Raw genomic sequence first — 13,906 nt, forward strand, 5'->3', positions numbered from 1 at the left:
GAATTTTAGCTAGGGCTCTTGTGTTCTGCACCACAGCTGCTATTGTTGAAAGCTATGAAGATTTCCGCCTAATACGACGTCCCTTGCACACTCGTTCTTTAAAGGTGGATTCTTCATGCCGATTTCTCTTTCTCAACTCAGCCTGTCCTGGCCAGACAGCACGCCCTGCTTTTCTCAACTTTCCGCAACAATCCCTGACTCGGTTACTGGGATGATTGGCGATAATGGATCCGGAAAATCAACCCTTGCTAAGGTCCTGTCCCACCAGATCGCACCATCCTCGGGCACATTCTCGGCACCAGAAGTCACGTACCTAGACCAAGATCTTGGTCTACATGACTCTTTAACCATCGCCGACGTTTTTGGCGCAGCGGAAACGATTGCCGCGCTCCACGCACTAGAAGCGGGAAATTACTCCGAGGAGCTGCTGAAGATTATTGGCACCGACTGGGATATCGAAGACAGGATTCATGCGTGCCTTCATAATGCTGGCATCCCCTACCCACTAGATCGCACCATCGGCACGATTTCCGGGGGCGAAGCGGTGACCATCGCGTTAAACGCCGCGTTTTTTGATCACCCGGACTTTGTCATCCTCGATGAGCCAACCAATAACCTTGACGCGGAAGGAAAGTCCAAGGTCACCGAGCTTATTTCCAGTTCTTCTACGCCCATGCTCGTCATCTCCCATGACCTAGACCTGCTCTCCCATGTCGAGTACATTGCAGAGCTCTACGCGGGAGATTTGAGATTATTTTCCGGAAATTATCACGCTTACCGGGAGGCGATAGACAACGAACAGCGCGTTGCTGAAGCAGAAACTCGCGAGGCCAAAGCCGAACACCGCAAGCAAGTGCGCGAGCGCGAGGCAATGCAGGTGCGCATTTCCAGGGATAAGCGCCGCGGCAAAGCCTTTTCCCACAACAACCGGAAACCCGGGCTAGCAATGGGAAACGACAAGAATCGCTCCCAAAATACCGCGGCTAAGCGCTCAGCTCAGGCATCAGGGTCAGTGAAGGAAGCATTTGACGCCTATCAAGCTGCACAAAATAAGATCCGCCCAGACGAACACGTCCACCTCGACCTCCCGGGCACTCAGTTGCCCAATGGCACACGTGTGCTCACCAGCAGCATCGTGGACTTAACCGGCCCTGAACATGTACGCCTTATGGGACCAAATGGCAGCGGGAAAACCACATTTCTTAATAAGGTTGTGCGCGGTGACGTTGAGTACAGCTTGGACTGTGGATATTTGCGGCAGAAAATCACCTTGCCAGAAGATCGCACTCTTTTAGAGATGGTCACGGAGGCCAATCCCACTGCTCACCCACAATTTCTCCGCGATCAACTGGCACAGCTACTATTTCGCGATGACCAAGTGCACCGCCGCACCGGCCAGCTATCCGGCGGCGAACGCTTCCGCGCGGAATTTGCCCGGGTGCTTTTGGCCGAGCCCAGCCCTCAATTCCTCTTGCTTGATGAGCCCACCAATAATTTGGATATCACCACCATAAAGTGGCTCGTGCAGATTCTTGAGTCCTACGAGGGCGCATACTTGTTGGTCAGCCACGATGAGGGTTTCTGCAAGGAACTCAACTTAACCTCGCAGGTTCATATCTAGGTATCTTAGCCTCCATTCTGTATTACTTTTACTGACACAGATTGTGCTACTATTAGTAGTACAAAAAATAGTGGAAGGAGGTAGCTCATGCTCATCACTCTCAACCCTGACACGGATGTGCCGGTCTTCCAGCAAATTCACGATGAACTCGTGTTGGCCATCGCCCGCGGGCAACTGCTTGCTGGCGAAAAGCTCGATCCCGTGCGCCATGTCGCCGCGGATATTGGCATCAACCCAGCCACCGTGAAACACGCCTATGACCTGCTCGTGGCTGATGGCCTCGTCGAAACTGCGGGCCGGTCGGGGTCAATCGTTCGACTCGGCGCGCACACCGCGGCGCAAGAACAGCAGGTACGGCAACGCCTTCACCGCGTGGCGGCGCTTGCCCGCGCCCAGGGCTTTTCCACCGATGAGCTCCACGGCTATCTCGACTCCACACTGAAGGAGCTATCATGATTCTCACCATCCTCATGGCCGCCACTACGCTGGCCATAACGTGGATAATGACCACAATCCCGGCGCTGGCGGCACAAGGTGCCCCGCTCGGCGTTCGCGTTCCCCAAAGCCACCTTTCTGATCCGGTTGTGGTCGACGCAATTTCCGGTTTCAAAACCCGGACGTGGATTGTGGGCATCGCCGCGACGGTTATCTCGCTTTTCTACGTTAACCATTCATGGGTGGCGGCCTTGTCTTCCCTGTTGGTCATTATCGGCAGCACGTGGGCCTATCTCTCGCAGCGCCGCCACATCATCGCGGCTAAGAAGGACGGTGGCTGGTTCGACGGGGTAGAAACCGCGGTCAGTGCCCGAGTAGCGGGGCGAGACGCCGACGCTGTGCAGGATATTGATGTACCAACCCCATCTTTTCCCTGGCTCACCATGCTAGGTTCCTTGTTGGTCATCATCGCCGGCGCGCTCATCGTCGCTGCCCACTGGTCCGATATCCCCGATCCCGTCCCAGTACACTGGGATGACTCTATGGAGCCCGATAGCTGGAGCGATAAATCCATCGGCAGCGTCTTTTTCATCACGTTCATCGCGCTGGGAGTATGGCTGCTTTTCGCCGGCATCTGCTGGCTTATCCAACGCACCGCGGTTCAGCCACGCTCGGAGCGCTCCATCAAGGCGCGGCTACGGAATCAAGCAAACCTTGCAGCCTCCAACGAAGCGATGGGCACCCTGCTGCTTCTCATGTCTCTCGGGCTGTCGTTTATACAGATCACCAGCCCAGTACCCGGCTACCAGGACCTGGCTGGGCTCTCCTTTATCACCATGGTGGTGATGACCATTAGCGGCACCATAGCCATCGTGGCGATGATCCTGCGCGCCCAATCGCAGCTCGAGGAACAGCTGCGCGGGGTGAAATTTCCGGATAGCGACAAAGAATCCCCCGATAATGACGAGCATTATAAGTGGGGGATCCTGTACTACAATCCCGATGACCCAGCGGTGCTGGTGGACAAGCGCCTAGGCGTCGGAGTGTCCTTCAACTACGCCACGTGGCAGGCGAAGGTCTTCCTCGCCGTCATGGCGATCATCATCATCGGGTCGATTGCGCTTCCGTTAATTCTGATTTAACCAATGCGGTCCAGGATGATCTGGCGCTCCTTATCCAGCGGGGCGTCCGTAATCTTAAAGCTCTGCTGCAAAGTCTCGAGGGAACGCTCGAAGCGCTCCGGAGTCTCCGTGTGCAGGGTGAAAAGCTTTTGACCCTTAGATACCTTCTCACCCTTGACTGCGTGCAATTCGATGCCCGCGGTCGCCTGTACTGGGTCTTCCTTCCGCGCGCGGCCCGCGCCCAAGCGCCAGGAGCTTACACCGACGGACAGGGCATCGAGTTCGGTCAGGTAGCCATCGGATTCAACAATGACATCGTGGGTATGCGTCGCCACAGGAAGCTTGGCGTCTGGGTCGCCGCCCTGTGCCTTAATCATTTGCTTCCACTTGTCCATAGCGCGGCCATCCTTGAGCGCCTTTTCCACGTCGGCATCGTGCACGCCAGCTGCTTCCAGCATCTCGCGCGCAAGTGCCAGGGTCAGCTCGACGACATCGCTTGGCCCGCCGCCGGCTAGGACCTCGACGGATTCTTCAACTTCGAGCGCGTTGCCCACCTTGCGGCCCAAAGGGGTGGACATATCCGTTAACAGTGCAGTGGTGGCGGTGCCGGCATCATTGCCCAAGTCCACCATGGTCTGCGCCAGCTCGCGGGCCAAGGTCTCATCCTTCATAAAGGCGCCGGAGCCCACTTTGACATCGAGGACCAGCGACGAGGTACCTTCCGCGATCTTCTTCGACATGATGGAGGAAGCAATAAGCGGAATGGCCTCAACGGTGGAGGTGATATCGCGCAGGGCATAGATCTTCTTGTCCGCGGGCGCTAGTCCAGAGCCTGCCGCGCAGATGATGCAGCCCGGATCCTCCAGGATTTCCATCAATCGCTCATTGGAAATATCCGCCTGCCAGCCCGGGATGGCTTCCAGCTTGTCCAGGGTGCCACCGGTGTGGCCCAAGCCGCGGCCAGAAAGCTGCGGGACCGCCACGCCAAAGGCGGCAACGAGAGGCGCGAGCGGCAGCGTGATCTTATCGCCAACGCCACCGGTGGAGTGCTTGTCCGCGGTCTTCTTGGACAAGGACTCAAAGCTCATCGTCTCACCGGAGGCAATCATCGCCTTAGTCCACTGCGAGATTTCCTCGCGGTTCATGCCGTTGAGGAAAATCGCCATGTTGAGTGCGGTCATCTGCTCATCGCCCACGACCCCGCGCGTATAGGCATCGATGACCCAATCGATTTCCTCCGGGCTAAATACCCCCTTGTCGCGCTTGGTACGAATAACATCTACCGCATCGAATTTCTCAGCCATGACGACTCCTCCTGTAATGATTTGGACACCGAAACATACAAGCACATGATGTGATTTACCACACTATATATAGTGGTTGTACACTCCACCACGTCCAATTATCATTCCCTATAGAACAGATGTCAATGAGTGTTTTTCTTTTTGTTCTAATAGAGGATTAACCCAATCTCTCTTCCCCCGTAGAAAGAAAGTCCATACCGCAATGAACGCCACCCCGGATTCGCCCCCCTACCGATGCCGAATTGCTCAGCCTCGCAGAAGAAGCAGCCCACCACGCCTGGGCGCCTTATTCCTCTTTCCCAGTCGGTGCGGCTTTGCTGCTTGCCGATGGCCGCATTGTCACCGGCTCCAATGTCGAAAACGCCTCCAGCCCGCTAGGCATTTGCGCCGAGCGCAATGCCGCCGCCCACGTGGTCACCACCGCCGACGTGACGGCTACCGATGGCCACTTGCCCAGCATTCCGCAGATTAAAGCCGTCGCTATTATCGGCTTAAAGTCTGCACCTTGCTACCCTTGTGGCGCCTGCCGCCAGGTCCTGCGGGAGTTTAACTGCGAGCGCGTCATCGTTTCCGTAGATGGAAAGCCCCGTAGCCATGACTTTGCCGAGATCCTCCCCCATTCCTTTGGCCCAGAGTCACTCTAACTAAAAAGTCCCTTCAAAGAACGGTCAGAAAATATGGAACGCTTACAAGGATTGCTCGGCATCATTGCCATTCTTGCAGTGATCTACGTCCTGTCGAGCTCGCGTAAAAATATCAAGTGGCGCACCATTGGTGTGGGCCTTGTCCTGCAGGTGGTCTTCTGTTTCTTAGTCCTCGCGTGGGATCCTGGATTCAAAGCCCTCAAGGGCATCGCCAATGGGCTGACAAAGCTCACGGAATTTACCAACGAGGGCACCCAATTCGTCTTCGGTGGACTCTTCGGTGACGACTTCGTCTTTGCCCTCAATGTACTGCCCGTGATCATCTTCTTGGGTGCCATCATCGCCGCCCTGTACTACCTCCGGGTTATCCAGTACTTCGTGGAATACGTCGGCTCCGCCATCAAGTGGCTCATGGGCACCTCCAAGGTGGAATCCGTCTGGGCCACCACCGTGATCTTCCTCGGGCAATCCGAGGCCCCACTGGTGATTAAACCCTACCTTCCCAAGCTCACCCGATCCGAGCTTTATACCTGTATGGTCGGCGGCTTTGCCTCCGTGGCCGGATCCACGTTGATCGGCTATTCGCTCTTGGGCGCGCCCCTGGAATACTTGCTCGCCGCATCGCTCATGAATGCGCCGGGCTCCCTGCTCGTCGCCAAGGGCCTTATGCCAGAGACGGAAGAGACGAACCTCGACGCCACCGTTAAAGACGTCCGCGATACCGAATCTAAAAACATCATTGACGCCATCAGTAGCGGTGCCATGGCCGGCGGTAAGATCGCCATCTCGGTTGCCTGCTTGCTCATCGCCTTCATCGCCTCGATCGTGATGCTCTCTGCCATCCTCGGCGGCATTGGTTCCCTCTTCGGTCAAGATAACTGGTCGCTGGAAGGCCTCTTCGGCATCATCTTCGCCCCAGTGGCCTGGCTTATCGGTACGCCTTGGAACGAGGCCCTCGAGGTGGGTAACTTCATCGGCCAAAAGACCATCCTCAACGAGTTCGTTGGCTACACCGCATTCGGTGAAAGCGTCGATGAGCTCAGCGATAAGGCCGTCTTGATCTCCTCCTTCGCCCTCGCTGGCTTCGCCAACCTGTCGTCCATCGGCATCCAGATTGGCTCCATCGGTGGCCTCATCCCTGAGCGCCGCGGTGAAGTAGCAAAACTTGGCCCGCGCGCACTCTTCGGTGGCTTCCTTACCAATATGCTCAATGCCGCCATCGTCGGCGTCATCGTTGCACCAATGGTTCTCTAACCCGCCCGGCCAGATTCGATAACTAATCACGCCAAAATTTCCCAAAAGCAACCGCGTTTCCACAAAAATCAGGGCCGAAAATGGCCAAACGCGGTTGCTTTTAGACGTTTCCGCGAACTAGGTATGCAGCGACACAATTAATTGGTTGCGTCCTCTAGCTTTATACACCTTGAACCGTACGGAGTTTGTGTCAGCTCACGGCGCAGACGAGCATTCTCAGCGCGAAGATCGGGCTAGCTTAGCCCATCGGAGGATCCTCGGCGTTCGCGCTCATTTTGCCCCACCGGCCTAAAAGAACCTCGGCAGTGGGAGTGTCTAATGGTTTGTGTGTGGCAATCTATCCCGAATCAAATACTGGGCTCGACGAGAAAGAGAAACCTGTGATCCGATTCGCCATGAGAGATTACGGCACCCTAAAACCTCTAGACAGGCTCTTGTGACTTACATGCCAGGCACAAGGAGCCAAGCCCATCAATAGAACAGGAACGCACAATCATACCCAAGGTTTTAATCCAAGATTACTTCCTGAAACAATTGAATCGCATCAAAGCTACCGCCCCCTAGGGCCAGCCACCTGTCTGCTAACCTGGCAACGATGTTGACAATAGATGCAGACTACGGACATTCCGCCGCCTTGGGGCACCTCAATCGCAGCTTTAATGCCGGTCGCGTATACGGCCTAAAAGGCCCGAATGGTGCGGGTAAATCTACGCTGCTGCAGACGTTGAGCGGCGAGATTGCCCCACTAAATGGCACCGTTTTCATCGACGGTGCCGCGCCCGGTAGCGCTGCGGCGGCCGGTTCCGTCATCTCCGTCGGGGACCCAGTCTTCCTCCCCGATCTCACCGTGGGTGAGCACTTTAGCTTGCTATCCCGCCGCTCCGGCGTAAACTTTGCCGAGGTCCATGAGCTCTGGGCCATCGACGACGCCATCCGGAACTCCACTGTCAGCAGCCTTTCTTCTGGCCAGCGCCAGCGGGTCTACCTCGCAGCCCAGCTTTATCAGCCGGCCAAAGCCTTGCTTATCGACGAACCCGAGCGCCACCTCGACCACACCTGGACCGCCTTCTTGGCCGAGGAGCTACGCCACCTGGCAGCCAATGGCCGCTGTGTGGTGCTCGCTTCCCATTCTCCGGCCATCTTCGCTGCCTGCGACGAAGTAGTGAAGATTTCATGAAACTTCTCTCCACAGCTTCCTCAGCCATCTATTACGCCTTCATCGCGGCACTTATCGCGAGCGTCAGCGTCTACGCCTGGCACAATGCTGCAGCGCTTCTGCCCTCGCTAGCACAGCGCACGGCCGCTGCTCTGCCCGCAACCGCGACCATTGGTGCCGGGCTCGGCTCGCTCGCCCTCATCGTCCTCCTCGAGGCGCTCTATCCGCTGCGCAGCCTTTCGCTCGGGCGTTGGGTCTATGCGGATAGGCCGCGGGGGCGCATGGGAGGCGTCGATAAGCTGTCTATTGCCCAGCTCGCCGGCGTGAGCCTCCTAGGTCTTGCCCTGTGTGCATCGCTGCATCTTCCACTCTATGCGGCGATAACCCTCCCCCTGCTGCGGTTTGCCATCGGCTGGCGATCCTTCGAACTCGCCTCGCTCCTCCGCGCGGGCCGTACCCGTGCCATCGGCTCGTCCTCCTTTGGGCTACTGGATTCTGAGGTTTCTGCCGATGCTATCGCCTCCCAATCCGCTCGCCTGCGCCCGCGCTCACATGCCACGGCTTCGCTCAGTCTCCTCTTTGCTCGGCGCCTGTTTCGCCGGTGGTACATCCCCCTCGGTGCGGTCGCCGTCATGGGACTGACCCTAGCGCTAGCACCTCAGCTCGGCGGCCTTGCTCTTATTGGATTTGCTGCCGCTTGGACCATTGTCGGCGCCGCTACTGGCCGCGCCGCCTCCTTCGGCCGCATCGTCGATGGTGCGTGGCCCGACTGGGGACTGCCACTGGCTGCCACCGCAGGTGCTGCCGTTGTCGGCACCGCCTTCATCGCCACCGTGTGGAAGCTGTCCCTGTTCACGCTCGCAGCATGTTGTTTGGGGCTTAGTTACACCGCTTTTAAGCGCTCCCGTCCCGCACGCGTTACCACCATGAATATCATCGATACCGGCGGCTTCGGCGCCTCCTTCTCTCCCGAGGTCTTCGGTTACTTCATGCGCGGGAGCTACGGTATTGCTGCCATCGCTGGGGCCCTTTTTCTCTAGTCTCCCTGCCCCGCAACCCAGGTACGTCACTGCATTAAGTCGCAGGTACCTGGGATTCTTTTTGCCCTCTTTTCTGTACCACATAAAATAATACAGCTTGTGTTACAGCAAGTAATACAGAAAAAGATTGGAGGTGACAGATGTTCATTACCCTTCACCCCGAATCTGACGTCCCCGTTTTCAACAGATTCACGATGAAATCGTTTTGGCTATCGCTCGCGGACAGCTTTCCGATGGCGACAAGCTAGATCCCGTCCGCCGCGTTGCCAAGGATATAGGCATTAACCCTGCCACCGTGAAGAAGGCATACGACCTCTTGGTTTCCGAGGACCTTGTAAAACCGCCGGACGCTCCGGCTCCATCGTCAGGCCTGGTGCTCGCACCACCGCGCAAGAAAAACAACTGGAAGAGCAATTAAGCCGCATAGTCGCACTCGCCCGCGCCCAAGGCTTTAGCCCAGATGAGCTCCACGCTCGACTCAGCTCCACCCTTAATGACCTGGAAGTATCACCATGATTTTCACACTCATAATGGCCGCCACCACCCTGGTTATCACCTGGATCATGGCCACAGCCCCCTCCCTGGCCTCACCTGGCACACCGCTCGGAGTGCGCGTGCCCAAGGCTTATCTTTCTGATCCTGCGGTTACCTCCGCCCTCGCCGGATTCAAGATACGCACGTGGAGCTGCGGCATCGTGGCAACGGCCATGTCCCTCTTTGCCTGGAAACTGCCGTTATTAGCCGCACTACCTTCCCTCGTGGTGGCGCTCGGTGGCATGTGGGCTTATGCGTCCCAACGCCGCCGTATCATCGCGGCTAAAAAGGCGGGCGGCTGGTTCGACGAGGTTGAAACCAGCATCGCTGCCCGTGTTTCCACCACAGCCATTGATGCGCCCGAATTTCGCGGCATCCCTACCCCGACCTTTCCGTGGGTAACCATGCTCTCTTCCCTGCTGTGCATCGCGGCCGGTGCCATCATCGTCGCTTCCCACTGGTCCGCCATTCCGGACCCCGTTCCCGTGCACTGGAATGAATCCATGGAGGCCGACAATTGGAGCGACAAATCAATTGGGAGCGTATTTTTCTCCTCATTCGTCGCTTTAGCATTGCTGGGCCTATTTGCCATTATCTGCTCTTTTATCGCGCATAGTGAGGTGTCCCCACGCTCTGAGCGCAGCATTAAAGCGCGGCTGCGTAACGAAGCAAACCTCGCCCTGACGAACACCGGCATGGGAGTCCTCACCCTGCTCATCAGCGCCGGGATGGCGCTGATGCAGGTAACCGGCCCTATCCCGCATTATCAACGCTTCAACGGCGCCGCGATCACCACAATGCTGATTCTCACCATTGGTGGCAGCATCGGTTTAGTTGTATTTCTTCTCTACAAGCAATCCCGGTTATCCGAACAATTGCGCGGTATTCACTTCGCTGATGAAGACACAGAATCACCGGACAATGACCACCTCTATAAATGGGGAGTAATATATTACAACCCGGATGATCCGGCGGTACTGGTAGATAAGCGCTTCGGTACGGGAATGTCATTTAATTATGCCCGGTGGCAGGCCAAAGTCTTTTTCGGCCTCGTGGTACTCATCTTGGTCGGCTCGTTAGCATTGCCCGTCATCCTTGGTTAAGGCGAGCCTCCGCCATCCTCGCGAATCAACGATTTCGTCCATCTAGAGCAAGGATTTCGTCGACGGTTGCGGTCATTTGGATGGACGAAATCGTTGATTTTTAGCACAGCTAGACACCAAAGCGCCCCGCTGCCTCGAGATAAATCGAGGGAAGCGGGGCGCTTGAGTGTGCAGACTAGTTGATTACGGCAATGAGGTCGCCGCCTTCCACCTTGGTGGCCTGGCCAATGGCCACGCGGTCCACCACACCATCCTTGGTGGCGGAAATGGAGGCTTCCATCTTCATGGCCTCGATGACCGCGATTTGGTCGCCGGCCTTGACCTCGTCGCCTGGCTCTGCCGTGGGGTTGACCACACCGGCGAACGGGGCCGCTACGTGGCCGTCGTTGGACGGGTCCGCCTTCTCCACCGTAGCCACGGTGGACTCGGCGTTTTCATCGCGCACCTTCATCGGGCGGATTTGGCCGTTGACGTTGAGCACGACATTGCGCATCCCCTTCTCATCCGGCTCACCCACAGCATCGAGGCGCACCACGATCTGCTTAAGGTCGGAGCGATCGGTGGAATCTTCTGGGAAGAAGTGCACCACCTTTTCTTCGCCTTCGGTCAGGCCGTAGAAGAAGGTCGTATCCGTCAGCGCCTCGGTATTGCCGTACTTGCGGCGGAACTCGTTGAATTCCTCGAACTGCTTGGGGAAAAGCAGGCGGTTCAGGCTCGCACGACGCTCATCCGAGTTGTCCGATTCCAAGTGCGGCTGCTCTTCTGCTGGGACATCGGTAATCTGCGCACCGGTTTCGGCGCGGCCATCGAGAACCTTATCGCGCAGTTCCGGCCAGCCACCCGGAGGGGTACCCAGCTGGCCGCGGAGGAATTGATCCACGGAATCCGGGATATCGTACTTCGTCGGGTTGGCTGCGAAGTCTTCCGGAGAAACGCCGGTGCCCACGAGGTGGAGCGCCAAGTCACCCACCACCTTGGAGGACGGGGTGACCTTGGTGGGGCGACCCAGCATCTCGTTGACGGCGGCGTAGTTATCCTCGATGATCTCGAAGCGATCCGCGAGGCCCAAAGCCACAGCCTGCGCGCGCAGGTTCGACAGCTGACCACCCGGAATCTCGTGCTTGTACACGCGGCCGGTCGGGCCAGGAATGCCGTTTTCAAACGGGGCGTACAGCTGGCGCACGGCCTCCCAGTACGGCTCCAAGTCCGAGACCGCTTGCAGGTCGATTCCAGTATCGCGCTTGGAGTTGGCGAACGCGGCGATGAGCGCGGAAAGCGAAGGCTGCGACGTGGTGCCAGCCAGCGGCGCCGAGGCGCCATCGACAATATCGGCACCGGCGCGCGCCGCCGCGAAGTAGGTAGCGATCTGTCCACCGGCGGTATCGTGCGTGTGGACGTGGACCGGCAGGTCGAATTCCTTGCGCAGCGCCGTGACCAGGGTGTGCGCGGCCTCTGGGCGCAACAGTCCCGCCATGTCCTTAACGGCCAGGATGTGCGCGCCGGATTCTACGATCTGCTCGGCGAGCTTCAAGTAGTAATCCAAGGTGTAGAGGTCTTCCTTCGGCGAAGAAAGGTCACCGGAATACGCCATGGCCACCTCGGCCACGGTGGTATTCGTCTCGAGCACGGCGTCGATGGCGGGGCGCATCTGGGAGACATCGTTAAGTGCATCGAAAATGCGGAAGACATCCACACCAGACTTGGCTGCTTCCTGCACGAAGGAGCGGCAGACCGAATCCGGGTACGGGGTATAACCCACGGTATTGCGCCCGCGCAGGAGCATCTGGATGTTCTGGTTCGGCATGGCCTCGCGCAGCAGATCCAGGCGCACCCAGGGATCCTCGTGGAGGAAGCGCATGGCCACATCGTAGGTAGCACCGCCCCACGCCTCCACCGAGAAGAGGTCTGGGGTCAGGCGCGCCACGGCCTCTGCCGCAGACACCAAGGCGGTGCTGCGCACACGGGTAGCAAGCAGGGACTGGTGGGCATCGCGGAACGTCGTATCCGTGACCATCAAAGGCTCTTGAGCGCGAATCTTTTCCGCGTACTTCTGCGGCCCCAGCTCCAAGAGGTCATCGCGGGAACCGCGCGGGAGCGGCTCTTCCGCATTGAACTTCGGCAGCTTATCAAACGGGCGCAACGCGGTGGGCCTATCACCATTGGGCTTATTCACGGTGATATCCGCGATGTAGTCCAGGATACGTCCGGACTCATCTACCGCCGGTGGGGCCTTGAGCAGATCTGGGTGCTCGGTAATGAATCCGGTATCGACGCGGGTGTTGACGAAGTCGGACTCATTGAGCAATGCGCGCAGGAAGCCAATATTGGTGGCCACGCCGGAGACGTGGAACTCGTTCAGCGCGCGGCGAGCGCGGTGCACAGCCTGCTCGAAGGTGGTGCCGCGGCAGGTCATCTTCACCAACAGGGAGTCGAAGTTGGGCGATACCTCAGCGCCCACGGAGGTCGCACCATCCAGGCGCACACCAGCGCCGCCCGGCGAGCGGTACGCGGTCAACGTACCCGTATCTGGGCGGAAGCCGTTATTCGGGTCTTCGGTAGTAATGCGGCACTGCAATGCAGAGCCGGTAATGGTGATATTTTCTTGCGACAGGTTGATGTCTTCCAAGGAAGCCCCGGCGGCGATATTCATCTGCGCCTTGACGATGTCCACACCGGTAACCTCCTCAGTCACCGTGTGCTCCACCTGCACGCGGGGGTTCATCTCAATGAAGACGTGGTTGCCGCGCTCGTCTACGAGGAACTCCACCGTGCCGGCACCCTCATAGTTGATGTGCTCGCAGAAGTTCACGGCATCCTGGCAGATGCGATCGCGCAGCTCCGGATCCAGCGATGGCGCCGGAGCGATTTCCACGACCTTCTGGTGGCGGCGCTGCACGGAGCAATCGCGCTCAAAAAGGTGGATGACATTGCCCTGAGAGTCCGCGAGCACCTGCACCTCAATGTGTTGCGGATTAATCACCGCGGTCTCGAGGTACACGCTGCCATCGCCAAACGCCGCCTCGGCCTCGCGTGAGGCTTCTGCCGCCCGTTCGCGCAGCTCAGATTCCGATTCCACGTAGCGCATACCGCGCCCGCCACCGCCAGAGACGGCCTTGACAAAGACTGGGAAGCTGAAGTCACCGGCGTCTGCCACCAGCTTATCGATGTCCGTGGTCGGCTCCGAGTCCTGCAGCGTCGGCAGCCCTGCTTCCTTCGCGGCGTTAACCGCAGCGGATTTATCACCGGTGAGATCCAGCGTGCCCGGGGTAGGACCAATGAACTTAATGCCATTGTCCTCGCAGGCGCGGGCCAAATCGGCGCGCTCGGACAAGAAGCCGTAACCCGGATAGATAGCATCCGCCTCAGACTTCTTGGCAGCGCGGATGATTTCCTCGATATCGAGGTATGCCTTGACGGGCTGTCCCTCGTCACCAATGCGCACTGCCTCATCCGCAAAGGCGCGGTGGAAGGAGTTGCGATCTTCACGAGGATAGACGGCGACGGTCTTCGCCCCCGTTTCAAAGGCAGCGCGGAAGGCACGCACGGCGATTTCACCGCGGTTGGCTACCAAAATCTTGTCGAACGATGGAAGGGCGGAATTGGCCACTTGGGTGTTCCTTTCAACTTGGAAGACGCTGCGTTGCAACGTCCCCACTGGGGTGATCCGTCTCTCAGTTTAGAGATCAGAATAGTT

Annotated in this window: 10 protein-coding genes and 1 pseudogene; 9 read left to right on the forward strand and 2 right to left on the reverse strand. The window is 58.1% G+C overall.

Annotated features, from left to right (window positions below; translation table 11 throughout):
* The first annotated feature begins 115 nt into the window (after positions 1–115).
* The 3 genes from ABRP95_RS04090 (at position 116) to ABRP95_RS04100 (ending at position 3,198) form a co-directional block, all read left to right on the forward strand.
* Positions 116–1,621, forward strand: coding sequence for an ATP-binding cassette domain-containing protein (locus ABRP95_RS04090; protein ID WP_284770091.1), 1,506 nt, complete (start codon positions 116–118; stop codon positions 1,619–1,621).
* Between the two features lie 87 nt (positions 1,622–1,708).
* A complete protein-coding gene (locus tag ABRP95_RS04095; RefSeq protein ID WP_284770092.1) occupies positions 1,709–2,077 on the forward strand; it encodes a GntR family transcriptional regulator in 369 nt (122 codons plus the stop codon).
* Entirely contained in the window at positions 2,074–3,198 is a 1,125-nt protein-coding gene (locus ABRP95_RS04100; RefSeq protein ID WP_284852089.1) for a DUF1648 domain-containing protein, read from the forward strand. Before ABRP95_RS04095 ends, ABRP95_RS04100 begins: the two co-directional genes overlap by 4 nt.
* On the opposite strand, the gene ABRP95_RS04105 is transcribed toward ABRP95_RS04100, so the two are convergent.
* A complete protein-coding gene (locus tag ABRP95_RS04105) occupies positions 3,195–4,481 on the reverse strand; it encodes a thymidine phosphorylase (protein ID WP_284770094.1) in 1,287 nt (428 codons plus the stop codon). The two genes, ABRP95_RS04100 and ABRP95_RS04105, sit on opposite strands and share 4 nt — an antisense overlap.
* A 242-nt stretch (positions 4,482–4,723) precedes the next feature.
* On the opposite strand from ABRP95_RS04105, the gene ABRP95_RS04110 reads away from it, so the two are divergent.
* The 6 genes and pseudogenes from ABRP95_RS04110 to ABRP95_RS12075 form a co-directional block, all read left to right on the forward strand.
* Positions 4,724–5,125 (forward strand): cytidine deaminase, encoded by a 402-nt coding sequence (locus ABRP95_RS04110; protein WP_284770095.1) that lies wholly within the window; start codon positions 4,724–4,726, stop codon positions 5,123–5,125.
* 33 nt (positions 5,126–5,158) lie between these two features.
* On the forward strand, positions 5,159–6,379 hold the full coding sequence (locus ABRP95_RS04115; protein ID WP_284781843.1) for a NupC/NupG family nucleoside CNT transporter: 1,221 nt from the start codon (positions 5,159–5,161) through the stop codon (positions 6,377–6,379).
* A 595-nt stretch (positions 6,380–6,974) separates the two neighbouring features.
* Positions 6,975–7,556, forward strand: a complete 582-nt coding sequence (locus ABRP95_RS04120; protein WP_284781844.1) for an ABC transporter ATP-binding protein — start codon at positions 6,975–6,977, stop codon at positions 7,554–7,556.
* Positions 7,553–8,575 carry an ABC transporter permease gene (locus ABRP95_RS04125; RefSeq protein ID WP_284781845.1) on the forward strand — a complete coding sequence of 341 codons (1,023 nt, stop codon included), beginning with the start codon at positions 7,553–7,555 and terminating at the stop codon, positions 8,573–8,575. Before ABRP95_RS04120 ends, ABRP95_RS04125 begins: the two co-directional genes overlap by 4 nt.
* 205 nt (positions 8,576–8,780) lie before the next feature.
* Entirely contained in the window at positions 8,781–8,993 is a 213-nt protein-coding gene (locus ABRP95_RS04130; protein WP_284781846.1) for a GntR family transcriptional regulator, read from the forward strand.
* Positions 8,994–9,513: 520 nt separating this feature from the next.
* Positions 9,514–10,134, forward strand: a pseudogene (locus ABRP95_RS12075) (DUF1648 domain-containing protein); the annotation flags it as partial.
* Between the two features lie 253 nt (positions 10,135–10,387).
* On the opposite strand, the gene ABRP95_RS04140 reads toward ABRP95_RS12075, so the two are convergent.
* On the reverse strand, positions 10,388–13,819 hold the full coding sequence (locus tag ABRP95_RS04140) for a pyruvate carboxylase (protein ID WP_284781849.1): 3,432 nt from the start codon (positions 13,817–13,819) through the stop codon (positions 10,388–10,390).
* Between the last annotated feature and the right edge of the window lie 87 nt (positions 13,820–13,906).

Source organism: Corynebacterium sp. KPL2895, assembly GCF_040225815.1.
GTDB lineage: Bacteria > Actinomycetota > Actinomycetes > Mycobacteriales > Mycobacteriaceae > Corynebacterium > Corynebacterium rhinophilum.